General features: G+C 74.4%; 24 protein-coding genes and 1 tRNA gene. 11 read left to right on the top strand and 14 right to left on the bottom strand.

The window, feature by feature from the left end; all coding sequences use genetic code 11:
• Nucleotides 1-381: 381 nt before the first annotated feature.
• Genes BMW62_RS11310 through BMW62_RS11320 form a run of 3 tightly spaced genes read right to left on the bottom strand, consistent with a single transcriptional unit; the run spans nt 382 to nt 2,854 of the window.
• The gene (locus BMW62_RS11310) at nt 382-714 is read right to left on the bottom strand and encodes a hypothetical protein (protein ID WP_091930972.1); all 333 of its coding nucleotides are present in this window, start codon (nt 712-714) and stop codon (nt 382-384) included.
• 23 nt (nt 715-737) lie between these two features.
• Entirely contained in the window at nt 738-2,282 is a 1,545-nt protein-coding gene (locus tag BMW62_RS11315) for a metallophosphoesterase (protein ID WP_091930973.1), read from the bottom strand.
• A 53-nt stretch (nt 2,283-2,335) separates the two neighbouring features.
• The gene (locus BMW62_RS11320; RefSeq protein WP_244523979.1) at nt 2,336-2,854 is read right to left on the bottom strand and encodes a GtrA family protein; all 519 of its coding nucleotides are present in this window, start codon (nt 2,852-2,854) and stop codon (nt 2,336-2,338) included.
• 189 nt (nt 2,855-3,043) lie between these two features.
• Here BMW62_RS11320 and BMW62_RS11325 point away from each other — a divergent pair, with 189 nt between their 5' ends.
• Nucleotides 3,044-3,919 (top strand): Rieske (2Fe-2S) protein, encoded by an 876-nt coding sequence (locus BMW62_RS11325; protein WP_091930974.1) that lies wholly within the window; start codon nt 3,044-3,046, stop codon nt 3,917-3,919.
• Between the two features lie 28 nt (nt 3,920-3,947).
• Nucleotides 3,948-4,796, top strand: coding sequence for a hypothetical protein (locus BMW62_RS11330; protein WP_139206249.1), 849 nt, complete (start codon nt 3,948-3,950; stop codon nt 4,794-4,796).
• A 423-nt stretch (nt 4,797-5,219) separates the two neighbouring features.
• Here the strand turns inward: BMW62_RS11330 and BMW62_RS11335 are convergent, their stop codons facing one another.
• Nucleotides 5,220-6,719, bottom strand: coding sequence for a malate:quinone oxidoreductase (locus BMW62_RS11335; protein ID WP_091930976.1), 1,500 nt, complete (start codon nt 6,717-6,719; stop codon nt 5,220-5,222).
• Between the two features lie 311 nt (nt 6,720-7,030).
• On the opposite strand from BMW62_RS11335, the gene BMW62_RS11340 reads away from it, so the two are divergent.
• Nucleotides 7,031-7,103, top strand: a tRNA-Lys gene (locus BMW62_RS11340).
• A 65-nt stretch (nt 7,104-7,168) separates the two neighbouring features.
• Here BMW62_RS11340 and BMW62_RS11345 read toward each other — a convergent pair.
• Nucleotides 7,169-7,672 (bottom strand): hypothetical protein, encoded by a 504-nt coding sequence (locus BMW62_RS11345; RefSeq protein WP_091930977.1) that lies wholly within the window; start codon nt 7,670-7,672, stop codon nt 7,169-7,171.
• A 370-nt stretch (nt 7,673-8,042) separates the two neighbouring features.
• Here BMW62_RS11345 and BMW62_RS11350 point away from each other — a divergent pair, with 370 nt between their 5' ends.
• The 5 genes from BMW62_RS11350 (at nt 8,043) to BMW62_RS11365 (ending at nt 10,448) form a co-directional block, all read left to right on the top strand.
• Nucleotides 8,043-8,252: a hypothetical protein gene (locus BMW62_RS11350; RefSeq protein ID WP_091930978.1), complete on the top strand. Its 210-nt coding sequence runs from the start codon at nt 8,043-8,045 to the stop codon at nt 8,250-8,252.
• A 98-nt stretch (nt 8,253-8,350) separates the two neighbouring features.
• Complete coding sequence (locus BMW62_RS23475) at nt 8,351-8,473, top strand: hypothetical protein (RefSeq protein WP_280138644.1); 123 nt, start codon at nt 8,351-8,353, stop codon at nt 8,471-8,473.
• Between the two features lie 55 nt (nt 8,474-8,528).
• On the top strand, nt 8,529-9,095 hold the full coding sequence (locus tag BMW62_RS11355; protein WP_091930979.1) for a dienelactone hydrolase family protein: 567 nt from the start codon (nt 8,529-8,531) through the stop codon (nt 9,093-9,095).
• Nucleotides 9,096-9,361: 266 nt separating this feature from the next.
• Nucleotides 9,362-9,583, top strand: coding sequence for a hypothetical protein (locus tag BMW62_RS11360; RefSeq protein WP_091930980.1), 222 nt, complete (start codon nt 9,362-9,364; stop codon nt 9,581-9,583).
• Entirely contained in the window at nt 9,573-10,448 is an 876-nt protein-coding gene (locus tag BMW62_RS11365; protein WP_244523980.1) for a hypothetical protein, read from the top strand. Before BMW62_RS11360 ends, BMW62_RS11365 begins: the two co-directional genes overlap by 11 nt.
• Before the next feature lie 20 nt (nt 10,449-10,468).
• On the opposite strand, the gene BMW62_RS22620 is transcribed toward BMW62_RS11365, so the two are convergent.
• On the bottom strand, nt 10,469-10,606 hold the full coding sequence (locus BMW62_RS22620; RefSeq protein WP_170852342.1) for a hypothetical protein: 138 nt from the start codon (nt 10,604-10,606) through the stop codon (nt 10,469-10,471).
• A gap of 162 nt (nt 10,607-10,768) precedes the next feature.
• Here BMW62_RS22620 and BMW62_RS11370 point away from each other — a divergent pair, with 162 nt between their 5' ends.
• The gene (locus BMW62_RS11370; protein ID WP_139206250.1) at nt 10,769-13,441 is read left to right on the top strand and encodes a putative bifunctional diguanylate cyclase/phosphodiesterase; all 2,673 of its coding nucleotides are present in this window, start codon (nt 10,769-10,771) and stop codon (nt 13,439-13,441) included.
• Between the two features lie 119 nt (nt 13,442-13,560).
• Nucleotides 13,561-15,558 (top strand): choline BCCT transporter BetT, encoded by a 1,998-nt coding sequence (betT, locus tag BMW62_RS11375; RefSeq protein ID WP_091930982.1) that lies wholly within the window; start codon nt 13,561-13,563, stop codon nt 15,556-15,558.
• A gap of 10 nt (nt 15,559-15,568) precedes the next feature.
• On the opposite strand, the gene phaZ is transcribed toward betT, so the two are convergent.
• From phaZ to BMW62_RS11400, 5 genes are all read right to left on the bottom strand, one after another.
• On the bottom strand, nt 15,569-16,396 hold the full coding sequence (gene phaZ / locus BMW62_RS11380) for a poly(3-hydroxyalkanoate) depolymerase (protein ID WP_244523981.1): 828 nt from the start codon (nt 16,394-16,396) through the stop codon (nt 15,569-15,571).
• Nucleotides 16,380-18,140, bottom strand: a complete 1,761-nt coding sequence (locus tag BMW62_RS11385) for a PHA/PHB synthase family protein (RefSeq protein ID WP_091930984.1) — start codon at nt 18,138-18,140, stop codon at nt 16,380-16,382. The genes phaZ and BMW62_RS11385 overlap by 17 nt, the downstream gene beginning before the upstream one ends.
• Before the next feature lie 150 nt (nt 18,141-18,290).
• Nucleotides 18,291-19,382, bottom strand: coding sequence for a flippase-like domain-containing protein (locus BMW62_RS11390; protein WP_091930985.1), 1,092 nt, complete (start codon nt 19,380-19,382; stop codon nt 18,291-18,293).
• Complete coding sequence (locus BMW62_RS11395) at nt 19,379-19,966, bottom strand: hypothetical protein (RefSeq protein WP_244523982.1); 588 nt, start codon at nt 19,964-19,966, stop codon at nt 19,379-19,381. The genes BMW62_RS11390 and BMW62_RS11395 overlap by 4 nt, the downstream gene beginning before the upstream one ends.
• Nucleotides 19,963-21,678 carry a phosphatase PAP2 family protein gene (locus BMW62_RS11400; RefSeq protein ID WP_091931112.1) on the bottom strand — a complete coding sequence of 572 codons (1,716 nt, stop codon included), beginning with the start codon at nt 21,676-21,678 and terminating at the stop codon, nt 19,963-19,965. Before BMW62_RS11400 ends, BMW62_RS11395 begins: the two co-directional genes overlap by 4 nt.
• 132 nt (nt 21,679-21,810) lie before the next feature.
• Here BMW62_RS11400 and BMW62_RS11405 point away from each other — a divergent pair, with 132 nt between their 5' ends.
• Nucleotides 21,811-22,707: an ABC transporter substrate-binding protein gene (locus BMW62_RS11405; RefSeq protein WP_091930986.1), complete on the top strand. Its 897-nt coding sequence runs from the start codon at nt 21,811-21,813 to the stop codon at nt 22,705-22,707.
• 6 nt (nt 22,708-22,713) lie between these two features.
• Here the strand turns inward: BMW62_RS11405 and BMW62_RS11410 are convergent, their stop codons facing one another.
• The 3 genes from BMW62_RS11410 to BMW62_RS11420 all read right to left on the bottom strand — a co-directional run bounded on the left by BMW62_RS11410 (nt 22,714) and on the right by BMW62_RS11420 (nt 26,888).
• The gene (locus BMW62_RS11410) at nt 22,714-23,895 is read right to left on the bottom strand and encodes an acyl-CoA dehydrogenase family protein (RefSeq protein ID WP_091930987.1); all 1,182 of its coding nucleotides are present in this window, start codon (nt 23,893-23,895) and stop codon (nt 22,714-22,716) included.
• A gap of 332 nt (nt 23,896-24,227) precedes the next feature.
• Nucleotides 24,228-25,268 (bottom strand): YihY/virulence factor BrkB family protein, encoded by a 1,041-nt coding sequence (locus tag BMW62_RS11415; protein ID WP_091930988.1) that lies wholly within the window; start codon nt 25,266-25,268, stop codon nt 24,228-24,230.
• 108 nt (nt 25,269-25,376) lie between these two features.
• Nucleotides 25,377-26,888: an MFS transporter gene (locus BMW62_RS11420; protein WP_244523983.1), complete on the bottom strand. Its 1,512-nt coding sequence runs from the start codon at nt 26,886-26,888 to the stop codon at nt 25,377-25,379.
• Between the last annotated feature and the right edge of the window lie 8 nt (nt 26,889-26,896).

A 26,896-nucleotide genomic window follows, 5' to 3' on the forward strand; every position in this document is an offset into this window, starting at 1 on the left:
AGCAGACCCTGGGGTGGACGGCCCCGAAGATCCGCTCTCCCCAGGCGGCCGACCGCTGGACCTGGCTGGTCCTCGCCTCCCACACCCAACTGCGCCTGGCCCGCCACCTCGCAGCGGATCTGCGCCGGCCCTGGGAGAGACCCCTGCCTCCCGAGCGATTAACCCCCGCCCGGGTCCGACGAGGGTTTCGCCACCTCCGCGTGAAGATCCCCCAGCCGGCCAGCGCGCCGAAACCCACCCGCCCGGGCCCGGGACGCCCTCCCGGTGCCAAAAACCGACAACGCGCCACCCGCCACGGCATCGGCAAGATCACCACACGGGACCATCCCGACACCCACAACCAACAGGTCAGGGGTTAAACGGCAAGCTGAGCCGGAGCGCTCAGCCGACGGTGGCCCGCAGCTCCACCGAGTCGTCGGTGACGCTGGAGCAGGCGAGCTCCAGGGGGCCGGCCGCCACGCTCTCGCCCTGCGCGCAGGAGACCGTGGTCCCGCCGACGCTCAGCGAGGCCCGGCCGTCCTCGACGCTGCCGACCGACACCGTGGTGCCGAGGATCTCGGCCTCCGCGCCGGCGCCGGAGAGGGTCACCGTGCAGGTGCCCCCGCTGCAGGAGACGTTCTGGGACGAGAAGCTGCACCCGGTGAGGGCGGCGAGGGACAGGCCACCGGCCAGGGCTCCTGCGGCGAACCGGGCGGCTCGGGTCGTCGACGTCATGAGCCGAGCGTAGGACCCGGTGCTCAGCCGGGCGGGGACGTCGGCACGAGCGGCTCGTCGGCCGGGAGGAGCGGGCCGGCCGTGCCGCCGTCGGCCGGGAGCTCCACCCCGCCGGCGGGGGATCCCGCCCCGCTCGCCGAGGGGTCCGCGGCGACGAGCGTCCGCTCCACGGTCACCTGGGTGGCGCCCAGCCCGCCGAGCGTGATGTCGTCGTAGGCCTGCAGCGCACCGGTCTCCGGGTCGAGGTAGAGCACGGTGCAGGTGAGCGGCTCGGGGTACTCGCCCTCGAGCGCCCGCAGGCCGGCACCGCCGGTCGAGCCCTGCACCATCAGCAGGGTGCCGTCCTCGAGCTCCTCGACCTGCCGGTCGTGCGTGTGCCCGGCCAGCACCAGCGGCACCAGCCCGTCGAGCGGCGGGGCCTGCTCCGGGTCGTGGACCAGCGCGATGGCCGGGTCCTCGGCGAGCGTGCGGGTGTAGTCGGCCAGCTCCTCGCCGGAGCGCTCCAGGACGTCGGCGCCCGCGTCGTCGTCACCGGTGCTCTTGTCGGGGGTGAAGCGCGGGTCGGGCGTGCCGACGACGCGGATGCCGGCGACGGTCACGGCCGAGTCGTCCAGGACCGTGACGTTGGGCTGGGCGGCCAGGATGCCCGCCGTGGTGGCCGAGTCGTGGTTGCCGCGGATGTAGACGTAGGGGACGTCGAGGTCGCCGACGGAGGTGATCAGCCGGTTCTCGGGCTCGGAGCCCCAGTCGGTGATGTCACCGGTGTCCAGGATGCCGTCGACGTCGAACTTCTCCGCCACCTGCCGGACCAGGTCGAAGCCGGCCGGGTTGAGGTGGATGTCGGAGACGTGCAGCAGGACCACCGAGTCCCCCGTGTTGCTCGGGGTGGGCAGGGCGGACAGCGTGGCGTAGAGGGTGCCCACGTTGGCCACCAGGTCCTCCAGCGACGCGCGGTAGGCGTCGAACCGGGCGACGAGGTCCTGTGCGCTGCCGATGAGGCTGTTGGCGTTGACCAGCAGGCCGGTGTAGGTCGGCTGGGACAGTGCCTCCGGTCGCCACGTCGCGGCGCCGAGGCCGCCCGTGCCGGCCAGCAGCGCCGCGGTGATGCCGACGGCGATCAGGGGTTCGCGACGCCGGCGCAGGACCGCCCAGGAGGTGAGCGCCGCGCCGGCGAGCGCCACCAGCACGGTGACCCAGACCAGCCGGACCACAGCCGATTGAAGGTTCTCCGTCACCCGGTCGACGACGCCGGCCAGCCGCACCGGGTCGTTGGCCAGCGCCTGCGCGCGGGCCTGGTCCACCGACTCCAGCGAGATGTCCAGCCGGAGCGGGCCGTCGTAGGCGTCGACCGCGAGGGAGCCCAGCGGGGGGACGGCGACCTCGGCCCCGCCGGACGCGGGGCGGAAGGACAACGTGGCGTCGAAGGGGCCGATGGGGGCCGAGACCTTGGCGAACAGCAGGACGGCGACGAGCGCCCCGACGAGCGCGAGCGCGACCCGCGCCGACCAGAGCGCGGCCACGCGGGCGCGGCCCGGCCACGGGGACGTCGACGCGGTGGGCTCGCTCACCGGGCACACGCTAAGCGATGTCCGGACCGTGGTTCAGGTCCCGGCGGCGCGTGTCAGGCCCGCGCCGGCGCCGGGCGGAAGATCCAGCGCAGCGCGATGAATCGCAGGAGACCGATGAAGGCGGTCACGCCGACGACCGTCGCGATCTGCAGGACGGGGTGGTTGTCCCCGGTGAGGGCGTCCAGCAGGCCGAGGGCGGTGCTGGTGGCCAGCAGGCCCAGGACGGTGACGCCGCCGGCCTCCCACTGCGCGGTGAACCAGTGCACCCGCTCGTCGGCGTGGAAGGTCAGCCGGCGGTGCAGTTCGTTGGCGAGCACCGTCGACGCCGCCGTCCCCACGAGGTGCGCCGTCAGGTAGCCCCAGCCGTGCCCGGCGACGAAGAGCAGCGCGTAGACGACGGTGCTCGCCCCGCCGACCAGCACGAAGCGCAGGAACTGGGCCGGGATCGAGTCCCCGCGCAGGCAGGCGGTCAGGCGGTCGGAGACCGGGCGCTCTCCGGGCACCGGCGCGTCCGGCAGGTCACCGACGGCGTCGGCGGCCTGGCCGCGGCGGAGCAGGGACGCGCAGGTCACGGGGGTCCTTCAGCAGGTGGGCGGGACGGTGGGACAAGGATTCACCTCGGCAGAACCGCTGTCACCTGTGAACATGCCTGGTCGAGCTGAGATCCACCCGTGTCCTTGCTCACGGTCACCTGTGCGTGCCCCGGCGCAGTCGTCGTCGTCCCGTGCGTCGGGCCGGGGTCGTGCGGGTAGGAGGCGCCCATGAGTCTCATGGGCTTCCTGGACCGCATCGCGGACGTGACGGCGTTCGACAAGGCCATCGAGCCGGCCCGGCGTGCCGTCCAGGGCATGCCGAGCGCGGTCAAGGACGTCCTGCACGGCACCTGGCTGGGGCACCCGCTGCACCCGGTGCTGGTGCAGGTGCCGGTGGGCAGCTGGGTCTCGGCCGCCCTGCTGGACGCCGTGCCGCCGCTGCGACCCGCCGCCACCGTGCTGATCGGCACCGGCGTCGCCGTCTCCGTCCCCGCCGCGCTGTCCGGTGCCGCGGACTGGTCGGAGCAGGGCGCCGGGGTCCGACGGCTGGGTGCGCTGCACGCGGTGATGAACACCGCGGCGGTGGGGCTCTACGGCGGATCGCTCGTGGCCCGCGCGCGCGGGCGGGGGACGCTGGGCCGTGCGCTGGCCTACGCGGGTCTGGGCCTGGCCGGGGGATCGGCGGCGATCGGCGGGCACATGTCCTACGCGCAGTCCTCCGGCGCGTCGCACGCGGCGACCGCCGTCCGCGCGCTGACCACCGACTGGGTCGACCTGGGGCCGCTCGACGACCTGCCCGAGGGCCGGCCGACGATGCGCACCGGCAAGGGCGGCAGCATGTCGGTGCCGCTGGCGGTCGTGCGCCGCGGCGCGCGGGTCGACGTCTTCGTCGGCGCCTGCTCGCACCTGTCGGGCCCGCTCGACGAGGGCACCGTGGAGACGGTGCGGGGTAGCGAGTGCCTGGTCTGCCCGTGGCACGGCTCCGCGTTCGACCTCGACGACGGCGAGCCGCGGCGCGGCCCGGCGGCCAACCCGCAGGAGAAGCTCGAGGTGCGCATGGACGCCGGCCGGGTCAAGGCCCGGGTGCCGAGCCGCCACCGCTGACGCGGCCGCCGCCCTACGCTGCGGCGCCATGGGGCGGAGGGCCGTGCTGCTGGCGGGGGCGCTGCTCCTCGCCGCGTGCGGCGCCGAGCCCGTCGAGCCGCGGTCGGCACCCGCGCCGACGAGCGCCGCGCCCACCGCCCAGCCACGGGTGCCGGGGATCGCCGTCCAGGCGGTCCGCCTGCGCACCGACGAAGCCGTCGGCGGACGGGTCCAGGTGCGGGTCACCCACACCGGGGGTGCGCCGTACACGGTGACCGGGGTGGCGCTGGACGCGCCAGGGTTCGTGCCGCTCCCGCCGTCCGGGGTGACCGCCGCGTTCGCACCCGGACGGGTCATCGACCTACCGACCCCCTACGGCGAGGCGGTGTGCCCCGCCGGCAGCGGGGCCCCGGCGGCGCGGTTGACGCTCGCCCGGCCGGACGGCTCGGTGGAGGAGGTGCGGGTGCCGCTGGAGGGCGACGCGCTCACCCGGGTGCACGCGGAGGAGTGCAGGGCCCGCGCGGTGGCCGAGGCGGTCGAGCTCCGGGTGGACGGGCTGCAGGCGGGCCCCGAGCGGCTCACCGGCCGTCTGGCCCTGGCCCGGCTGGGAGCCGACGACGAGGTCGTCGTCGGCCGCGTCGGGGGCAACGTCCAGTTCGACGTCGCGGCGGAGCTGCCCCTCGAGCTGCCCGCGGGCGCGGCGACGACGGCCGGCAGCGTGACGTTCACCCCGGCCACCTGCGACGCGCACGTCCTGGCCGAGGCGAAGCAGCCGCACCTGTTCCCCGTGGGGGTGCGGATCGGCGAGCGGCCGGAGGTGGTGGTCGACCTCCCGGTCGACGACGGCCTGCGGGACGCGCTCACCGAGCTCGTGCGGCAGGTGTGCCGGCGCGCCTGAGGCCCCGGGGAAGAAGCCGGCCCGGCCGCCCCGGGGGGAACGGGTCAGCCGGGCCGGGGTCGTACCCGCCCGGCGCCGGGGCGCGGGAGCGGACGATGCGGCGGACGGGGCGCGGTGTCGCGCTCCCGACCGAACGACGATGACGGTACGTAATCGTCCGGGTCGGCCGCGATCCCCTGATCGGGTGGTCCGGCCCCTACCGGGGTGACGCCCTGCACATGAGGTGTGGGCCCCCGGGGTCGGCGGGCACCGGTGGAGGGTGTTCTTCCTCTTCTCCAGCCGTCTGGGCTGCCTCGGGTCGCTGCTCGTGTCGGCGCTGCTGACCCTCGTGCTGCTGCTGGCGTTCGACGTGCTGTGACGACGACGCCCGGGGAACCCGTCCCGTGAGGGACCGGTCACTCGGGCGCGGGGCCGTGCGGTGGATCAGCCGTTGAGCTCCAGCGTCTGCGTGGTGTCGGCGCGCACCTGCGCCAGCAGCGCGGGCTCGGCGTTGAGCGGGCGGCCGTAGGAGGGGATCGCCTCCTGCAGGCGCGGCCGCCAGGCGTCGAGGCGCTGGGGGAAGCACCGCTCGAGCAGCGTCAGCATCGCCGAGACGGCGGTCGAGGCGCCGGGCGAGGCACCGAGCAGGCCGGCGATGCTGCCGTCCCCGCCGACGATGAGCTCGGTGCCGAACTGCAGGACGCCCTTACCGCTCTTCGGGTCCTGCTTGATGACCTGGACCCGCTGCCCGGCGGTGACCATGTCCCAGTCGCGCTTCTCGGCGGTGGGCACGAAGGCCTGCAGGGTGCGGTGCCGGGCCGAGCGGGACTGCAGCAGCTCGCCGATCAGGTACTTGGTCAGCGCCAGTTCCTTGCGGGCGACACCGAGCATGGAGCCCAGGTTGTTGGGCTTGACGCTCTTGGGCAGGTCGAACATCGAGCCGGCCTTGAGGAACTTGGGCGAGAAGCCGGCGTAGGGCCCGAACAGCAGCGAGTACTCACCGTCGATCAGCCGCAGGTCCAGGTGCGGCACCGACATCGGCGGGGCGCCGACGGCGGCCTGGCCGTAGACCTTGGCCTGGTGGCGGCTGACCAGCTCGGGGGACCGGGTGCGCAGGAACATGCCGCTGACCGGGAAGCCGCCGAAGCCGCGGATCTCGGGGATGCCGGCCTGCTGCAGCAGCGGGAGCGCACCGCCGCCGGCGCCGACGAAGACGAAGCGGGTGCGCATCGTGACGCGGTCGCCGGAGCGGGTGTCGCGGACGGTCACCTTCCAGCGGCCGTCGCTCTCCTTATCGAGCGCGTCCACCCGCTGGTTGACGTGGACGTTCACGCCGCGGGTGGCGGCGTCGTCGAGCATGAGGCGGGTGAGGGCGCCGAAGTTGACGTCGGTGCCGGCGACCGAGCGGGTGGCGGCGACGATCTGCTCGGGGTCGCGGCCCGCCATCATCAGCGGCAGCCACTCGGCCATCTCGGCCTGGCTCTCGGTGTACTCCATGCCCTCGAACAGGGGCTGGGCGCTGAGGGCGGCGTACCGGTTGCGCATGTAGGTGCGCCCCTGCTCGCCGCTGACGAAGCTCAGGTGGGGGACCGGCGAGATGAAGTCCTTGGGCGAGCCCGTCATGCCGGCGCGGACCAGGTGCGACCAGAACTGGCGCGAGACCTGGAACTGCTCGTTGATCGTGACGGCCTTGCTGGGGTCGACCTGCCCGTCGGGGCCGGCCGGCGTGTAGTTCAACTCGCAGAGGGCGGCGTGCCCGGTGCCGGCGTTGTTCCAGGGGCCCGAGCTCTCACCGGCGACGGCGCTGCCCGACTCGAAGACCGCCACGCTCCACTCAGGGGCGACGAGGTGCAGCAGCTGCGCCAGCGTGGCGCTCATGATGCCGCCGCCGACGAGTACGACGTCGGGGTTCGCGCTGTCGGGAACGCTGCGCTCGGAAGTCACGTCTGCCTCTCTGGCTGTGTGCTCGGCCCGGCGCCGCGGCGCCTCCTCTTCGATCGTCGGCCGGATTCGGCCGTTGCATGCGATCGCGGGCGTATGAGGTATGTCACCGCGCCTCGTGGGCGCAGCCCCTCAAGGTTAGGACCGCCTCTGCCGGGGCTGCTGCGCGGGCCGATCCAGCACGTCCGCCATCCGGCCCACCGGCCCTCGTCCGCGACCGCCGCCTGGCCGTCTCCGTCCTGGCGCCAGGATGCGTCGGGCCACCGGCGGTAGCCTTCCGCCGGGTGCCGCCGACCCGTCGGTCGCGCACTCCCGGGCCTCTAGCTCAACTGGCAGAGCAGCGGACTTTTAATCCGCGGGTTGAGGGTTCGATCCCCTCGGGGCCCACCGTGTGTCGTCGCAGGACAGGTCAAGCCCCGGGCCGGAGAAGGGGCTGCAGTCTCCTGCTTCGTTCAGACCTCTTCGGGCAACTCGAGGCCGAGCTCCTCAGCGACCCTCGAGGCGACCTCGGACAGGGGCACCCCGAGGTGGTCGGCGGCAGCTCGGCTGTACAGGACGACGGCCGAGACGGCGTACGTCCACAGCTTCGGCTCCCAGCTGCCGGCTTCCATCAGCAGGTCGGGATGCAGTCCGCCGCGCATGCAGGCGGCCGCGTAGATGGCGTACTGCGTCCGCCGGCGCACGGTGCGGCCGTCGAGCACGAGGTCGGCCAGGTAGCGATCCGTCAGCCCGTCGTACTCCAGCCGCTCGCTTCCGGGCGGGCAGGCCAGCCCGAGCGCCGCCGCTGCCACCTCGAGCAGTGCGACGTCCGGCGTGAAGTGGCTGCGGATGTCATACGGCTGGACCGACAGCATGAGCTCGGAGGCATCGTCGATCCCGCCGGCGAGGCCGGTCAGGATCGCGGTCTGCGCTGCCCGGTGGAGGACGTCCGGGTGCTCACCGTGTCGTTTGGCCATGGGCTGGATCGTCGCCCACGACGCCGCATGACATCCACGGTCAGCGCCGCCTGCTCGTGACGACGAGTAGCTGAGATCGCCGGTGCACGAGGTGTGCCGCCTCGTGATCTTGCTCGCCTCCAGTGTTGGTCGTCGGGCGCCCCGGGGGCCGACAGCCGACGAGGATGAGCGTGCCTCAGGTGTCGGGCGTACGTCTTCCGGTGTCCCGACGGCGGCTGCGAGACGGTCGGCCTGGTGCAACCAAGGGCCATGGCGGGCGCGCCGAGCAGCCGGGCAGCCGCCCCTGCAGGGCGATGGCGTCAGCCCGCCGCTGACGCCAACGAGGACGGCGTCCAACTCACCGTGCTACGTACCTCGGCTGGGGCTCGCGGTGCGACCTCCCCAGCGGATCCCCGGGTGGACGTGGCTCGTCTGGCTGGCGGGACCGTTCCTGATCGTCGTCGCGTCGGGGAAGCTGGCCGAGACCGACGGTGGCATGGTGGGCCTCGGCGCCCTCGGCGTTGCTCTCTCCTGGGTCGGTCAGGCGCTCGTGGTCCGGCAGCACAACCGCCGGGTGTCGTCCGAGGTCACGCGTCCCTGAGTGTTCGTTCAGCAACCCCGCGGCAGCGGCTACGCACCTGATCGGGAAGGCTGCAGGCCGCTCGCTCACCGGGCGAGTCGACGGAGGGAGCCGTGCTCATGGAGACGATGCTGGCGATCGGCCTGGGCGTCCTGGTCGTCGTCCTGATCGTCGGCCGGTACGTGCTGCTCGCACGGTTGACCGGCAGGAGGAAGAAGCGCCGCGATACCCGGGGCGGGTGAGCTCGCGGCGCGTTCGGCCGCCCGCGCGGCCACCCCGGCCCGCTAGCGTCCGTTCATGGCCGAGATGGTGCTGTTCCACCACGCGCAGGGGCTGACCTCCGGGGTCCGCGCGTTCGCCGACGACCTGCGGGCGGACGGGCACGTCGTCCACACGCCCGACCTGTACGAGGGGCGCACCTTCGCCACCCTCGACGACGGCGTCGCCCACGCGCAGGAGATCGGCTTCGGCACCGTGCTCGCGCGCGGCCGCGCGGCGGCGGAGGAGCTGCCCGACCGGCTGGTCTACGCGGGCTTCTCCCTCGGCGTGATGCCGGCGCAGCTGCTGGCGCAGACCCGCCCGGGAGCCGCCGCAGCGGTGCTGATGCACGCCGCCGTCCCGCTCGGGGAGCTCGCCGACGAGTGGCCCGCCGGGGTGCCGGTGCAGTTCCACGTCATGGACGCCGATGACTGGGGGGACGTCGACGTCGCGCGCGAGCTCGCCTCGGCGGTCGACGGCGCCGAGCTGTTCCTCTACCCGGGGGACCGGCACTTGTTCACCGACCGGAGCCTCGCCGACCACGACGCGGCCGCCGCGGCGCAGGTGCTCCAGCGGGTGCGGACCTTCCTCGCCGCCCTGGGCTGATCCACGACACGCCGGCGCGCCGGGGCGGCCGCGGGATGACCGACCTCTCCCCGAGCCCCCGCCACGCTCGCGGACGGGCGGTTTGTCGACAGGTCGGCGGCCCGGAGGAGGGGTCACCGCCCGCCCGGGAGGGGCTGCGCAACGAATAGGACACGGGCCTGGTCCGGAACCCGTCGCAGGGGCCGCCACGGGGCCTTCCCGTCCCTAGCCTTCGGGACGTCCGCGGTGCTTCCCAGCCGCGGAGATCCACCTGCGAGGAGCCTCCTGTGCACGCCACCGCATCACCGGTCCGCAAGCCGTCCTCCCACGCCCCGGAGGGCGCCGACGACGGCCTGGCCCTGCTGAGCGAGCTGATGGTGGACGAGCCGGCCGCCGCGCCGCCGGCACCCCGCCCGCCCCATCCCGGGTGGACCGCCCGGGTGCAGGAGTGGACCCACCGCGCGTCGGCCTGGGGCGAGGGGCCGCAGGGGGCCTGGCGTGCCTGGTGAGCTGCTGGCGGTCCTCGCACCGGTGCTGGGCTGCGGCGCGCTGATCGCGGTCGTCGTCGTGCTGGGCGCCAGCTCCACCGCCCGCTACGAGTTCGAGCGCAACGCGGTGCAGGCGCAGCAGCGGGCGGCGGTCCGGGCCGCTCAGCCGACGGGGCCGCCTCGTGCCTCCGGTGACGTCCCGGCCGCCGAGGCGGGCAGGAGCGACGTCGAGCGGCCCGTGGTGGAGCGGTCGGCCGTCGGGCTCGCCACCCACCCGCGGGGGCCGCGCCTCCCCGCCGGCCCGTCGGCGACCGGTTGGTGGCTCGTAGCCGAGCACGACGGCGCCGCGGTGGCCGGCCCCTTCGCCGACGCGATCGACGCCGGGTGGGCGCGGCTCTCGGCGGACCTGACCGACACCACGCGCGTCGTGCACGGCGGCCGGCGCCCCGACGGCGGGGTGGTGCGCCGGCAGGCACCGGAGGAGCGGGAGTGGCTGGCCGACCTCGGCGACCAGCTCGACCGGCTTCCGGAGGACTGGGACCCGTTCATGGTCGACGACGAGGACGTGCTCACCACGCTCGCCGTGGACGTCACGGCCGCGCTGCTCGAGGCCGGGCTGCCCCTGCACCACTGCGAGGGCCGGGAGGGGGCCGGGCACGCCGCGGGCGGGGTCTGCCTGACGCCGCACCCGGACGGGGCGGGCGTCCTCGTGACGTGGCGCCAGCACGACCGGATGAGCGTGTACCAAGCGCGCGGCGGTGCGCTGGAGATCGCCGTGCAGCGGACCATGACCGCCGCCGTGGCCACCGTGCTGGGGCAGATGGGCTTCGGGGTCGTCGAGTTCGGCTCGCCCGGCTGCCACCTGGTGACCGCAGCCGGCCGCTGACCGGGTCGGCGCCGGAGCGGTCAGTGCCGGCGCTCGGCCTCGGGCGCGGGCGGCACGACCAGCACGGGCCGCTTGCGCAGCCGGGCCGGCAGGCGGCGGCCGGCCGACGGCAGACGCACGGCGTCGGGGTGGGCGGAGCGGACGGGCAGGTCGATCACGGATCTCCTCGGGGCTGCGGTGTGCCGCCAGCCTCCCCGGTGGGTCTGACGGTTTTCCCCACACCGGCTGCGAAGTGCCTGGCATTCCCGATCCGTGACGCGTCTCACCTGCACGGGTGGGGGTCCTCTCAAGCGTTCCGCACGACCGCCGATAGGAGCAGCGTGCGCACATCCCCGGACGCGGACCACCGACGGCGGCGCGGGGTGCCGCTGTGGCGGTACCTGGCCGCTCTCGTGCTGCTGCCGCTCGTCGGTGTCGTCGTCCTCACCGTCGCGGCGGCCCAGGCGCGGGCGGCCGAGGTCGCCGGCGCCGAGCGCGCCGAGGGGGCGGTGCGCGCGCTCGCCCTGCTCGACGCCGCACGCAGCGGCGTGGAGCAGGAGATGATCCCCGCCCTGTCCCTGGCGGTCATCAGCGCCCCGGCGGCCGCGGCGGCCCTCGGGCTGCCCACGTTCTTCCTGCGTGCCCAGGAGCAGGCCGCACTCGACGAGGCGGTCCGGGCGCGCGCCGTCACCGACCGGGCGCTGGACCGCATCACCGACGGCCCGGTCGGCGCGGAGGCGGCGGCGCGCGCCGCGGAGGACCTGGTGAAGCTGCGCCGCGCCTACGAGGCCCAGCGGCTGGACATCGAGGAACTGCACCTGCGGTTCCTCGCCGTCTCCAACGACCTGATGACCGCGCAGGCGGACGCGGCGGCGACGGCGGCCTCCGCGGGCGTGCCCGGCGCCACGCTGCGGGCCGTCCGCGACGTCCAGACCGTGGCGCAGCTGGCGCAGGCGGCCGCCCGGCAGATGCCCCTGTTCCTCGGTTCCCTGCTGGTCGACGGCCCGGAGCAGCTGATCGGCTCCCGGACCGCCTGGGAGACCTCCTGGATGGACTACCGGGACGCCCAGCGCCGGATGGAGACCCTGTCGGGGCAGCCCTTGCGGGACGCCTGGCAGCAGGTGCGCACCTCCGACGTCGTCGCGGACCTGGACGGGCTGCTCACCCGCGGCCGCGCCGGCGAGGTCAGGGACCTGCCGCTCCCCGACCTGGTCGCCGCGCTCTTCCAGAGCCAGGAACGCAGCGCCCTGCTGGCCGGGCTGGTGGGCACGGCGGTCGAGCAGGCGCAGCTGCTCGTCGCCGCCGACCGCGAGCGCGCCGACGACCGGTTCCAGGCCGTCCTCGTCATGGGCGCCGGCCTGCTCGCCGGCTCGGTGCTGGGCGCCGTCCTGCTCGGCCGCAGCGTCACCCGGGCGCTCCGGCTGCTGGCCGCCCAGGCGACCGAGATCAGCGAGGGCTCGCTGGTCGAGGTCGAGGTGGCCGGCCCGCGGGAGGTCCGGACCGTCTCGGCCGCCCTGGGGTCGGCCGTCGCGGGGCTGCGGCGGATCCAGGACCAGGCCCAGGCCGTGGCGCGCGGGGACCTCGACGACGCGCTCCTCGACGAGCCCCTGCCCGGACCGCTGGGCGAGGTCGTGCACGCCTCGGTCAAGGCGATCGTCACCTCGGTCCGCCAGCGCGAGGAGCTGCAGTTCGCCCTCGCGCACCAGGCCACCCACGACCCGCTCACCGAGCTGCCCAACCGCGCCCAGGCGGTCACGCTGGTGACCTCCGCCCTGCACCGCGGCCGGCGGTCCGGCGAGATGACCGGGCTGCTCTACGTCGACCTGGACGGCTTCAAGGCGGTCAACGACGCGCACGGCCACGCGGCCGGCGACCAGGTGCTGCGCGAGGTGGCGGCCCGGCTGCGCGCCGCGGTGCGGCCGGGCGACGTCGTCTGCCGCCTCGGCGGGGACGAGTTCGTCGTCCTCGTGGAGCCGGTGCACGCCGAGCACGACCTGATCGACCTGGCCGAACGGTTGATCGCGTCGATCAGCCGGCCGGTCCCCGTCGGGACGGCGACCGCCGGCATCGGCGCGAGCATCGGCGTGGCGGTCAGCCGCGACGGCGGCACCGACGCCGACGTGCTCTTCGCCGAGGCCGACACCGCCGCCTCCCGGGCCAAGGCCCACGGCCGGGGCCGGGCCGAGATCTTCGACGAGACCCTCCGGCTCCAGCTCGCCCGGCAGGCCGAGCTCGAGGCCGCCATCTCCCGCGGCCTGGCCGGCGGCGAGATGCACCTGGTCTACCAGCCGGTCGTCGACGTGGCCTCGGAACGGCTCACCGGGTACGAGGCGCTGGTGCGCTGGGAACGTCCGGGTGTGGGCCTGGTCCCGCCCGACCGGTTCGTCCCGGTGGCCGAGCGCTCCGACCTCATCGGGGACGTCGACCGCTTCGTCCTGGGGGAGGCCACCCGGCAGCTGGCCGAGTGGCTGGCCACCGCCCCGGCGGCCCCGGGCCGGCCGGAGCCGACCGTCGCGGTCAACATCTCCGGCCGGCACCTCGCCGACCGGCGGGTGGTCGCCGACGTGGCCGAGGCGCTCGCCGCCTCGGGGCTCCCGGCACGGCTGCTGGTCCTCGAGGTCACCGAGACCGTCCTGGTGGACGACCCGGCCGCCTACGACCACCTGACCGAGCTGCGGGACATGGGCGTCGGCATCGCCATCGACGACTTCGGCACCGGGTACACCTCGATCGGGCAGCTCCGCAGCATGCCCGTCGACACGCTGAAGATCGACCGCAGCTTCGTGGCGTCGGCGGAGCCCGCCCACCTCGAGCTGGTGGCGCTGATGATCCGCGCGGCGCACACGTTCGGCCTGACCGTCGTCGCCGAGGGGGTGGAGGAGCCGGCGCAGCTGGCGCGGCTCCGGGCCGAGGCGTGCGACCGGGCGCAGGGCTACCTGCTCTCCCGGCCGCTGCCCGCGGCCGAGGCCGGCGCGCTCCTGCACCGGGGCGGCGCGGTCCACCACCCCGCCTGAGAGGCCGGGCGGCCCCTCGTGCCGCTGCCTCCCGCGGTGGGGTGTGCCACGATGCGCCCGGTGAGCGCTACAACGGAGTCGGCAGCGCCCCCCGCGGCAACGGGGCGGGGTGAGCGGAGGTGAGCGACACCGACGTCCGGCCCGACGAGGCCGGGAACGGGCTGAAGCGCCGCGTCTTCTACGGGTCGGTCGCCGGGGTCCTCGCCATCGCGCTCTGGGCGACGGCGAGCCCGACGTCGGCCGCGAGCACCATCGGCTCCCTGGTCGGCTGGACCTCCGAGTGGTTCGGCTGGTTCTACATCGCCTTCGCGACCGCGGTGCTGGTCTTCGTGCTGGCCATCGCCTTCTCGCGGTACGGGAAGGTGAAGCTCGGGCCCGAGCACTCCACCCCGCGGTTCAGCACCTTCGCCTGGGCGTCGATGCTGTTCGCCGCCGGTATCGGCACCGACCTGATGTTCTTCGCCGTCGCCGAGCCGGTGGCGCAGTTCCTCGCCCCGCCGGTGGGGGAGGGCGGGACCGCGGAGGCCGCCGCCGACGCGACCGTGTGGACGCTGTTCCACTACGGCATCAACGGGTGGGGCATGTACGCCCTGATGGGCATGGCCCTGGCCTACTTCGCCTACCGCATGAACATGCCGCTGGCGATCCGCTCGGTGCTCTACCCCATCTTCGGCAAGCGGGTGCACGGGACGCTGGGCGACGCCGTCGACATCGCGGCGGTCCTCGGCACGATCTTCGGCGTCGCGACCTCGCTCGGCATCGGCGTCGTCCAGCTGAACTACGGGCTGTCGGTGCTGTTCGGCATCCCCGAGGGCCGCGCCGCCCAGCTCGGCCTGATCGCCCTGGCCGTGGGCGTGGCGACGGTGTCGGCGGTGAGCGGCGTCGACCGGGGGATCAAGCGGCTCTCCCAGCTCAACGTCGTCCTCGCCCTGGGCCTGGCCGGCTTCGTGCTGGTCACCGGCAACACCGCGTTCCTGCTCAACGGGCTGGTCCAGAACGTCGGCGACTTCGTGAGCAGCTTCCCCGGCCTGACGACGGAGACCTTCGCCTACGACCGGCCCGACGAGTGGCTGAGCGCCTGGACGCTGTTCTTCTGGGCCTGGTGGATCGCCTGGGCGTCCTTCGTCGGGCTCTTCCTGGCCCGGATCTCGCGCGGTCGGACGATCCGCCAGTTCGTGGCCGGCACGCTGCTGCTCCCGTTCAGCTACATCCTCATGTGGGTGTCGATCTTCGGGAACAGCGCGATCGACCGCATCCGGCAGGGCGACGCGGCGTTCGGGGAGACCGCGATGAACCTCCCCGAGCGGGGCTTCTACACGCTGCTGGCCGACTACCCGGCCTTCCCGTTCATCGCCTCGATCGCGACCTTCATCGGGCTGCTCTTCTACGTGACGTCGGCCGACTCCGGCGCGCTGGTGATGGCCAACCTCTCCTCGCGCCTCCGCCGTCCCCAGGACGACGCGGCACCGGGCGTGCGCATCGTCTGGGCCGTCGCCACCGGCGTCCTCACGGCCGCGATGCTGCTGGTCGGCGGCGTGCCGGCGCTGCAGAACGCGACCATCATCATGGGCCTGCCGTTCGGCTTCGTCATGGTGCTGGTGATGGTCGGGCTCTACCGCGCGCTGCGCAGCGAGGCCGACCGCGCCGTGTACCGGCACCGCATCGCCCCGTCGGGCCGGCCGGCCGCACGACGCCGGGCCCGGCTGCGCCGTCGCCGCACCCCGGGTCCCACGGGCCGTGAGCGGGTCGACCAGTACCTGCACGAGACGGCGCGGCCGGCCCTCGCGGAGGCGGCGGCCGAACTGCGCGCGCGGCACCTCGCGTCGGACACGCGGTGGGTGGTCGACGACGCCGGGACGCCCTGCGTCGAGCTCACCGCGCAGACCGACGACGGTTCGCCGTTCCGCTACCGCATCCGGCCCGGGCGCGTCCCGCACCGCGGCGGCGCCCGGCCGTCGTCGGACCCGGGGGCCTCGCGGCTCGACGTCCAGGTCGAGCCGGGCGGCCGGGACGGTGCCGTCGGCTACGACGTCATGAACTTCACCCACGCGCAGCTGATCGACGACGTGATGGACCGCTTCGAGCAGCACGTCGACGGCCGGGTCGCGCGCGGCTGACCCGGCCCGGTCAGCGGTCGAGGAACGACTCGACCACGGGGGCCAGCTCGTCGGCCTCGGTGACCAGCGCGATGTGCCCGCCGCGGTACACGTGCAACTGCGCCCGGGGGATCAACCGGGCCATCACCCGCGCGTTCACCACCGGGATGATCGGGTCGTCGTCCCCGGCGACGACCAGCGTCGGCTGCCGGATGAGCCGCAGGAACGGCAGGCTGCTCCAGCCGGTGCTCGAGGCGAGCTGGTAGTAGTAGCCGCGCTGCGGGCCGACCCGGGTGTGGGCGTGCAGCGCCGCCGCGGCCCGCTCGGGCTCGGTGCGCACCGAGCCGCCGTAGATCTGCCCGGCGATGCGGCGGGCGTACTCGGGGTCGCGGTGCCGCCGAGGGGTGAGCATGTGGGCCAGCACGCGGGGGCTGGCGGGCACCATGAGCGAGCCGGTCGCCGTCGCGGCCAGCACGAGCCGCCGGCACCGGCGCCGGTGCTGCACCGCGAAGTGCTGGGCCAGCCCACCACCCCAGGACAGACCCAGGACGTCGACCGGGCGGTGGTGGCCCAGCCGGTCCAGCAGCCCGGCGACGACCGGGCTCAGCGTGGAGAGCAGGTACGGGACGACGGGCGGGGGCGAGCCGCCCACCCCGGGCACGTCGAACCGGATGACGGTGCGCCGGGGGTCCAGCGCGTCGACGAAGGGCTGCAGCACCTCCAGGCTGGCGCCGATGCCGTTCATCAGCAGCAGCGGTGGCACGGCGTCGTCGGTGCCCGGCCGCACGGCGGTGCGGAGCGTCCGCCCGCCGATGGTCAGGCTGCGGACGACCTCCCGGCTGCTACTTGTCGAAGACATAGGTGCCCGGTGCATCGGCCAGCGGCTCGAGGCCGTCGCCGCCCAGCTGCCGGGGGGCGGGGATCTCCTCGCCCGACCGCTCGCCGAGCCAGGCCACGTAGTCCGGCCACCAGGAGCCCTTGACCGTCTCCGCCTGCCGGAACCACTCCTGGGGGTCCGGCGGGGTGGACGGCGCCACCTGGAAGGTCGACTTCGGGTTGCCCGGCGGGTTGACCAGCGAGGCGATGTGGCCGCTGGTCGAGAGCACGAACCGGCTCTCGCCGCCGAGCAGCTGGGTGGTCCGGTAGCAGGCCTGCCACGGGCAGAGGTGGTCGGCGACACCCGCGGTGACGTAGGAGTCGACGGTGACCGCCGACAGGTCCACCGGTGAGCCGAGCATGGTCGCCCGGCCCGGTTCGGTGAGCGCGTTCCCCAGCGCCACCTCGATGAAGTCGCGGTGCAGCGCGGCGCTCATCCGGGTGGTGTCGGCGTTCCAGAAGAGGATGTCGAAGTTCGGCGGCGGCTTGCCCTGCAGGTAGTTGTTGACCCAGTAGTTCCAGATCAGGTCGTTCGGGCGCAGCCAGGCGAACACCTCGGCGAGCTGGGCACCGTCGAGGTAGCCCTTCTTGCGCGAGCGCTCGATGGCGGCCTGCACCGCCTCGGGGTCCATGAGCGCGGACAGGGTGCCGGCGCGTTCCCAGTCCAGGACGGTGACGGCGAAGCTGGCCGAGCGGACGCGGTCCTGCCGCCCGGTCGCGGCCAGGTGCGCCAGCACCATCGCGGTGATGATCCCGCCGGAGCAGAAGGCCTGGACGCTCGCCTGCTCCTGACCGGTGATCCGCTCGACGGCGTCCAGGGCGTCCAGGACCGCCTGGCCGTAGGTGTCCAGGCCCCAGCCGGCGTGCCGCTCGTCGGGGTTGCGCCACACGACCATGAACACCTGCTGGCCACCGGACAGGTAGTGCTCCACGATGCTGCGGCCGGGCGCGAGATCGGTGATGTAGTACTTGTTGATCGTCGGCGGCACGATGACCAGCGGCACCGACCGGACGGTCTCCGTCGTGGGCCGGTACTGGACGAGCTCGAAGACGTCGGTGCGGAAGACCACGGCCCCCGGGGTGACGGCGAGGTCCTCGCCCACGGTGAAGGCGTCCGGCTCGACCATCGAGGGCACGCGCGGCGGGCTCGCCAGGTCGTGGACCATGCGCCGCACGCCCTCGACGGCGTTCTTCCCGCCGGTGTCGATGACCGCCTTGAGGGCCAGCGGGTTGAGCACCGGCACGTTGCTGGGTGCCAGCGCGTCGACCAGGTTCGTCGCGGTGAAGCGGATGCGCTCGTCGTCCTGCCAGCCCAGGTCGGCGTCCTCGATCAGCTCCCAGGCGACCCGCGCCGTCGCCAGGTGGGCCTGCATCGTCCGCCGGAGCAGCGGGTTGCCGCTCCACGCGGGGTCGGCGAACCGCTTGTCCTTCTTGCCCGGTGCCAGCTCGGAGCGGCCGAGCGCGACCTTGCCCAGTTCCCGGGCCAGCTCTCCGCCCCGCCGGGCGAGCGCGTCGGGCCGGCGGGCCAGGGCGGCCCCGAACCGCAGCACGGTCCCGGCCGGCGGGATCAGGCGGCGCAGCGGCCCGGAGGCGGCGTCCACGAGCACCATGTCCAGGCCCGTGGCCGCCTCGACCGCCTGCTCGGGGCCCGCGTCGGCCGGGGCGCCCTCGGTGACGGCGCGCGGCTTCGCGGCGCTGCGGGGCGGGTCGGTCGCGGGCTGGGCCATCGCGGTCTCCTTACGACGCGCTGCCCCGGGTAGACGACGGTGCCGCCCCCGGGACGCGGTTGTGACCTCGAACACTCAACCACAGCCCGGGAGGTCCGGCAGCGCGCTCCTGACGGCCGGCCCGCGCCGCGAGCCGGGGAGCACCGGTGGTCACGCCGCCTCCGGCACCAGGTCGGTGCGGGGGGCGGCGCCGGGCTCCCGCCGCCAGGAGCGGTTGTGCCGCCAGAACAGGTAGCAGCCCAGGCCGAGCGGGATCGGCAGGACGTAGCTCAGCGCCCGGAACAGCAGCACCGCCGCGGCCACCGGCGCCCGCGGCCCCCCGGCGGCCGCCAGGCCGGCGATCAGCGCCACCTCCACCACTCCGAGCCCGCCGGGCGTGAGGGGGACGGCCGTGAGCAGCCGGGCGGAGGAGAAGACGACCAGCGCCTCGGCCACGCCGACCTGGTCGGCGCTCACGCCGGTGAACCGCAGCGAGAGCAGCAGCAGGAGGAACAGCGACAGGTGGCTCACCAGCGTGGCGAGGGTGATCCAGTGCCAGCGTGCCCGGAGCAGCAGGACGGTGCGCTCGCGGAACTTCGTCGTCGCCCGGTCCCAGCCCTCCACCGGGCCGCGGCCGAACGGGCGGCGCGCGGCCGTCGCCGCCCGGGCGGCCGCATGGCCGAACCGGGCCGCCCCGGTGGCGCTGCGCAGCACGCCCCCCAGCAGCGCGACGGTGGCCCCGAGGGCGCCGAGCGCCACGAGACCCGCGACCCACCGCCCGGCCGACGGCGGGGCGGAGAACGCCAGGAGCGCCAGCGCGAGGACCGGCAGGCCGAGCTTGGCGAAGTTGTTCCACAGCCCGGCCACGAGCAGGGCCACGGAGGTGCGCGAGCGGGAGAAGCCCCACGAGCTGTTCATCGCGTACGTGAGGCCGACGGCGACCGCCGCCCCGCCGACCACGGTGTTGGAGACGGCGGTCGCGGCCTCGGTGGCCACCGTGGCCTGCCGCAGGGTCAGGCCGGGGGTCGTGGCGACGACGACGAACTGGTAGGTCGCCAGGTTCCAGCCGGCAGCCAGCAGCAGGGCCACGACCTCCACCCACGTCATGCCCGCGATCGCCGCCCAGACCTGCGACAGGCTGGTGAACTGCGGCAGGAACCAGGCGAAGACGGCGACGACGAGGCCCGCCGACAGCAGCGGGCCGAGGGCGCGGGACCACGGGCGAGGAGCCCGGCCGCCCGCCGGGGCGGTGGCGCCGCTCACCGGCCACCGGCCGGGGGGTCGAGCTGGAGCTCCCCGTCGGTCTGGTCGAGGACGGCGGCCCGCACCTGGTCACGGGTCACCGCGCCGATCCCCTGCGTCGCCACGGCCAGCGGCTCGGAGCGGTTCTCGCCGGACAGCCGGAAGAGCACGCTCACGCACCCGCCGGCGAAGACGTAGTACCGGGTGCCGACGTACCGCGGGCTCACCTGGCCGACCCGCTCCCACCGGCGCATCCCCTCCCGCTCGCTGGGGATCTCCGTCGCCGCGGTCGTGTCGCAGGACGCGGTCAGCGCCACCTCCAGCGCGCGCACCCCGTCGCGGTCGGAGTCCAGCCAGAAGCGCGCGGAGGTCTCGTCGGCCTCCAGCCCGGCCAGGTCCCAGCCCAGGGGCATGGCCTCCAGGCAGGGCACCCAGCCGGCGCTGGGCACCGACTGGGCCATGAGGACGACGCCGTTGGCGGGGTGTCCCTCGTCGCCCCGCTCGCAGGCCAGCGTCTCCTCGCCCAGCACCACCGGCTGCCCGCACCCGGCCAGCAGGGCCGTCCCGAGCAGCAGCAGCGCGGCCCGGTGCGCCCCCGCGGTCACAGCGGCGATCCGAGCAGGCCGGCCGACACGTAGACGGCGATCCCGGCGGCGGCGAGGGTGACCACGGTGAGCCCGGCCCGCCGCCAGGTCCAGCGCTGGATGCGCACCGGGGGCAGCCGGAACGGCAGCAGGGCCAGGAACTCCTCCTGCAGGTCCCGCCCCTGCTGGCGGAGCATGCGCCGCAGCTGCGACGGCATGGTCAGCCCGCGGGTGGCGGCGAAGGCCTCGGCGATCTCCTCGTCGGAGAAGTGCAGCCGCGCCCGCCGGTACACCCGTTCCGCATCGGTGCGCAGCGCCAGGACCAGCATCATGTTGGCCAGGTCCACGGCCTGCCGCCAGGGGCTCGGGCGCACCTCGGCGAACGCGGAGTCGATGAGGTACAGCGTGCCGTCGCGCACCAGCAGGTTGGCCGGCTTGATGTCCCGGTGGGCCATGCCGATCTCCCACATGCGCCGCACGGCCGCGAGCCCCTGGTCGATGACCGCGTCGTCGATCTCGGCGTCGCCGGCCTCCTTCGCCCCGGCGATGAACTCGGTGACGAGCAGGTACTCCCGCTCGGGCGTGATCTCGACGATGCCGAGCGGCTGCGGGACCGGCAGCCCGCCGTCGCAAAGCACCCGGAGCACGTAGTCCTCGTACTGGACCAGCCGCCGGACGCTGGTGAACGGCTTCTCGTCCTCCAGCCGGCCGTACAGCAGCGTCCGGCCGAGCTTGTACCAGCGGTCGGAGCGCACGTGGGTGGCCGCGTAGAGCTTCCCGAACACGCTGCTCTCGCCGTCCCCCTGCGGGTCGTGGGCCTTGACGGTGATCCGCAGTGGTGTGGAGCCGCCCGAGCCGGCCAGGCCGAACGGCGTGACGGCGGTGGCCACCAGCCCCAGCTGGTCCTGCAGCGCCCGGACGATGGCCGTGCCCCGCTCGCCGGAGACGTCGAGGTGGGCCGGCCGCGCGCGGGTGTAGCGCACCGGGTGCACGGAGTTGGGCGTGAGCAGCCGGAAGGCGGCCAGCGGCGTGGCGACGCCGAGGACGACGCCGGCCAGGACGCCGGTCGGGTGGTCCTGGACCAGGTAGAGCCGGGAGGCGGCGGTGACCACCAGCAGCCCGCAGACCACCCACTTGCCGATCGCCCGCCTCCGGCCGGGCGGGACCAGCGAGTAGAGGGTGCTGACCAGCAGGGCGGCCAGCAGGGTCACCGGGAGGGACGGCATCGCGAAGCCCGACCAGTCGCCGAGCACCTCCACCTCGAACGGCCGGGGCCGCTGGAGGGTGGTCGCCATCGCGGTGCCGACGTTGATGACGAGCAGGCCGACGCCCAGCCACACCAGCAGGTGCCGCCAGCGGCGGAAGGCGGCGAGCAGGACCAGGTCCGCCAGCCAGAGGGCGTGCAGCGCCCCCGCGCTGGCCAGCATGCCGGCCAGATCGGCCACCGTGGTCAGCGCGGGCGAGCGGACGCTCGCGATCGCCTGCAGGATCCGGGTGTCGGCGACGTCGACGTACCGGATGGTGCCGGTGACCACGACGGTGAGGCAGGCGAGCAGGACGAGGGCGCTGAGCGCCAGCCACCACCGGCCCGAGGCGCGGAGCTGGCGGGGGAGCGGCGGCGGTTCGCCCGAGGGGCGGCGACGGCGGCGGACGCGGGCGATCGGGGGCGGGGCGGGGTGCTCGACCGGCCCCGTCGCCCGTGGCTCCGGCAGCGCCTGCGGGAGCGACGCCATGCGGAGATGCTCCACCTCCGCGCGGGTGCGGACCATCCCTTTTCCCCCGGTCCGGCGTTACGGTGGCGGCCGCGCGCGGTCGTCCCCGGACCGGGGGCGGCACGTGGCCGGGAGCGGCGAGAGGTGGCTGCCGTGCGCGCTGGCCGGGCCGTGGGAGCGGTGCTGCTGGCGCTCGCCGTCCTGACCGGCTGCACCCGCGCGGAGACTCCGCCGCCCGACCCGGACGTGATCCGGTTCGCCTCCTACGACTTCCCCGAGAACCAGATCCTCGTGGAGGTCTACGCCGAGGCCGCCCGCCGCCGCGGCCTGCCGGTCTCGGTGCAGCACGGCATCGGCACCCGGGAGGTGGTGTCCCCGGCGCTGCAGCAGGGCGTGGTCGACGTCGTCGTCGACTACCTCGGGACGGCGCTCTCCTTCGCCCGCCCGCGGTTCCCCCGCCCCCCGGAGGAGCCCGCGCAGATGCACGCCGTCCTCTCCCGCACGATGGGCGGGCGCGGGGTGGACGTCCTGACCCCCGCCGCGGCGGAGGATCAGAACGGGTTCGTCGTCACCGGGGAGTTCGCCGCCGCGCACGGGATCAGCCGGCTGTCCGACCTCGCACCGCTCGCCGGCGACCTGGCCTTCGGCGGGCCGCCGGAGTGCCCCGACCGGCCGTTCTGCCTGCTCGGCCTCGAGCACGTCTACGGGCTGCGGTTCGGGACCGTCACCAGCATGCCGTCGCGGGCGGCGACGCTCGAGGCGCTGCTGTCGGGCCAGGTGCAGGTGGGCATGCTGGAGACGACGGATGCGCGGCTGGCCGTGGCGCCGGTCGTCCTGCTGGCGGACGACCGCGGGTTGCAGCCCCGGGAGAACGTGGTGCCGATGGTCCGGGCGCAGGTGCTCGACCGGTGGGGCGAGCCGTTGCGGGATGCCCTCGACGGCGCGAGCGCGCGGCTGACCACCGGCGACCTGGTCGAGCTGAACCGGGCGGTCGAGTTCGACGGTCGCACACCGGCCGAGGCCGCGCGCGCCTGGTGGGACGCCCAGTAGCAGCATTCAGACGATGGCGCTCGCCCCGGTCACCCCGCGCCCGACGATGAGGGTGTTGACCTCGCGGGTGCCCTCGTAGGAGTAGATCGCCTCGGCATCGGCGACGTACCGGCCCACGTGGTTCTCCAGCAGGATGCCGTTCCCGCCCATGAGCTCGCGGGCCCAGCCGACGGTCTCCCGCATGCGCATGGTGCAGAACGCCTTGGCCAGCGACGCGTGCTCGTCGGTCATGGTGCCGGCCATCTGCAGCTGGGACAGGCGGGCGCACATCGCCGCCGAGGCGGTGATGTTGCCGAGCATCCGCACGAGCAGGTCCTGCACGAGCTGGAACCCGGTGATGCGCTGCCCGAACTGCTCGCGCTGCAGGGCGTAGCGCAGCGCGTGCTCGTAGGCCCCGCGCGAGCACCCGACGGCCGACCACGCCACCCCGGCGCGGGTCGCCCGCAGCACGTTCGCCGTCTCCCGGAAGCTGTGCGCCTCCTGCAGCCGGTTCTCCTCCGGCACCCGCACGCCCTCCAGCGTGATGTGCGCGTTCTGCACCGCCCGCAGCGCGATCTTGTCCTGCAGGTCGACGGCGGTGAAACCCGGCGTCCCCTGCTCGACGACGAAGCCGAGCACGCGGTCGGTCTCCACGTCGCGCGCCCAGATGATGACCAGGTCGGCGAAGCTGGCGTTGCCGATCCACTTCTTCTCGCCGTCGAGCACCCACCAGTCGCCGTCCCGGCGCGCGGCGGTGCGCAACCCGCGGGCGACGTCCGAGCCGTGGTCGGGCTCGGTCAGGCCGAAGGCGCCGATCAGCTCCATGCGGGCCATCGCCGGCAGCCAGCGCTCCTTCTGCTCCTCGGAGCCGCAGAGGTCGATCGACCCCATCGCCAGGCCGCCGTGCACGCCCATGAACGTGGAGATCGACGGGTCGCCCTTGGACAGCTCCATCGCGATCATCCCGTCGACCAGGGAGGATCGGCCGGGGCAGCCGTGGCCCTGGATCGCGGTGCCGGCGATGCCGAGCTCGGCCATGGCGGGGATCAGCTGGCGGGGGAATTCTGCGCGCGTCCAGTACTCGTTGATGATCGGGGTGACCTGCTCGTCCATGAAGGAGCGCACCCGGTGCAGCAGCGCCCGGTCGTCCTCGTCGAGCAGCGCCTCGAGGTCGTAGAAGTCCGACGTGATCGTCGACGGGTCGCTCATCGCGGTGCGGCCTCCTGGGTGGGGATCGGTGGCCTGCACCTACCCGGGGGAGGTGGGAGCAACCGAGGCATGCCCCGGGTGCACCGGGCCCGAGCCCGGACCCACCGACCGGCGGGGCGCCGTGACCAGATCCATCGCCGACCAGACCACCGAGGAGCTGGGCGGGCCGGGCAGCGAGCTCACCCGCCGGCGCCGCGACCACGTGCGGCGCCCTGCCTCACCGAGTACGACGAACTCGTGGTCATCAGCCCTCGATGACCACGAGTTCGTCGCACTCGGCCGCGACGGCCCCTCCCGGAACGGGAGGAGGCCGTCGGTGGGCGGTGCCGCGTCTACGTCGTCTGCTTGTCCTTGGGCTCGTCGCGGGCGTCGAGCTGGATCTCCTTCTCGGCCCGCGGCACGCCCTCCTTCAGCTCCTTGGTGCGCTCCACCTCGGCGTCGAGCTCGATGCCGAACAGCAGCGACAGGTTGATCAGCCAGAACCAGATGAGGAAGATCACCACGCCGGCGAGCGCCCCGTAGGTGGCGTTGTAGCTGCCGAAGTTCGCCACGTAGAAGGCGAAGGCGGCCGAGGCGACGACCGCCACCAGGATGGCGACTCCGGCACCGGGGCTCACGAACTTGAAGCCGCGCAGCTTGGCGTTCGGCGTCGAGTAGTAGAGCACCGCGATCATCAGCGCGAGGACCACGAGGATGACCGGCCACTTGGCCCACGTCCAGATGGTCAGCACGGTGCTGCCCAGGCCGATCGCCTGCCCGATCGCGTCGACCACCGGGCCGCTCAGCACCAGCATGGCCACGATGAGCGCGGCGAACAGGATGCCGACCAGGGTGATCAGGATCTGCAGCGGCTTGAGCTTCCAGATCTTACGGCCCTCGCGCGTCTCGTAGACGATGTTCGCGGCCCGGGTGAAGGCGCCGACGTAGCCCGACGCGGTCCACAGCGCACCGACGAGACCGAGGACGAGGGCGAAGCCGGCGGTGCTGTTGTTCCCCGCGACCTGCTGGATCACCGGGTTGAGGGTCTCCGCCGCGGACTGGGGCACCACCGCGGTGAGGGCGTCGGTGAGCTGCTGGGGAGTCGCGAAGAGGCCGACGACGGCGGCCAGGGCGGTCAGCGCGGGGAACAGCGCGAGCACGCCGTAGTAGGTCAGCGCGGCCGCCCAGTCGGTGAGGTCGTCCTCGCTGAACTCCTTGAGCGTGCGCTTGAGCGTGCCGCCCGTCGTGGGCTTGGGGTCGGCGCCGGTGGGCGCGTAGTCGGCCCGCGTGCCGCTGACGTTGTCGTCCTGCGGTGCGGGATCGCCGCCTGCGCGGTTGTCGGTGAAGCGCGTGTCAGCCTTCGAGCGGCTGGACGAGCCGGTGGATCGAGCCATGGGAGGTCCTCCGGGGACGAGGGCGGTCGCGCCTCTCGATGCCCCGGACGGAGCCGTTCCATGCCGGACGCGCCCGTAGCGGTTCGATCACGCCGGTGCGCGACGCCCTCAGCGCACCCCGGAGACCGGCGACCACTCACCGGCGCCCGCGGTGGCCTCCTCCACGTCGGCGAGCGGGTCGCGGCGCCGGTGCGGCGCCCCGCGCCGGTCGCCGCGCATGCCGATCAGGGCCACGAGCACGACGACGAGGGAGGCGCCGACCCCGATGAGCGCGACCAGCGTGAAGGCCAGGGCCCGCGGCAGGCCCGTGGCCGGGTCGAGGGTGCCCGCGATCAGCGTGACGGCGAGCGTGCTGCCCAGCGCCTGGCCCACCGAACGGGCGATCGAGTTCACCGCGTTCGCCACGCCCGTCTCGTCCTCCCGGACGGCGTCGACGACGAGCGCGGGCAGGGCCGCGTAGGCCACGGTCACCGACACCTGGGTGAGCAGGCCGGCGACGATGACCAGCCACGGCTCACCGCGCGCCCCGGCGAGCAGCCCGAAGCCCGCCACCCCGAACACCGCCCCTGCAGTCAGCGTGGGCAGGCCCCCCACGCGGCCGACGACGCGGCCCGCGAACGGCGCGAGCAGGATGCCCACCACCCCGCCGGGGAGCAGGTACACGACCGCCGCCTCCAGGACGCTCGCGTCGAACCCGTACCCGGTGACCGCGGGGTCGGCCTGCACGTACTGCAGGACGGCGAGGAAGGAGGCGAACAGCGCGATACCGCTCATGACGCCGGCCACGTTGGGCACGACGGTGCGCCGGTCGGTGAGCATGGCCGGCCGCACCAGCGGCTCCGCGGTCCGCCGCTGCAGCACCACCCACCCCGCGAGGACGGCGACCGCCCCGATCCCGCAGCCGATCGTGCCCGGCGACACCCAGCCCCAGGTGGGGCCCTGGGAGAGTGGCAGCAGCAGGAGCACCAGGCCCATGCCCAGCACCAGCGCACCCCACCAGTCGATCCGCCCGCGGGCGGAGGCCGGGCGACGGGGGAGCAGCCAGGCGGCGAGCACGAGGGCGAGCAGGGTGATGCCCAGCCCGAGCCAGAAGGCGTGCCGGTAGTCGCCGCCGTCCCCGGTGAGCAGCCCGGTGGCGACCAGGCCGGCGACGCCGCCGACGGCCAGCGTGCTGCTCACCACCGACATCGCCACGCTGAGCCGGGCTTCGGGGAGCTCGCGGCGCAGCACGCTGATCGACAGCGGGAAGAGGCCGTAGGACGCGCCCTGGAGGACGCGGCCGACCAGCAGCAGCGGCAGCGACTCCGTCAGGACGATCAGCAGGGTGCCCAGCGCGACCGCGACCAGGATGCCCAGGATGACCGGGCGCGCGCCCCTCAGGTCACCGAGCCGCCCCAGCACCGGGGTCAGGACGGCGGCGGCCAGCAGGTTGGCCGTGAGCACCCAGCCGGCCGCGCTCGGCGAGACGCCGAGCTGCTCCTCGATCCGCCCGAGCGCCGGGACGACCAGGCTCTGCAGCAGCGAGAGCGTGGTGACGCCGAGGGAGAGCGCCAGGACCAGCGCCACCGGACGGGTGCCGCGACCTGCACCGATCCCGGGGGCTGCTGTGGGTTCGGGCACGTCCTGAT

The organism is Blastococcus sp. DSM 46786 (genome assembly GCF_900109665.1).
In the GTDB taxonomy this organism is placed as follows: Bacteria; Actinomycetota; Actinomycetes; order Mycobacteriales; family Geodermatophilaceae; genus Blastococcus; species Blastococcus carthaginiensis.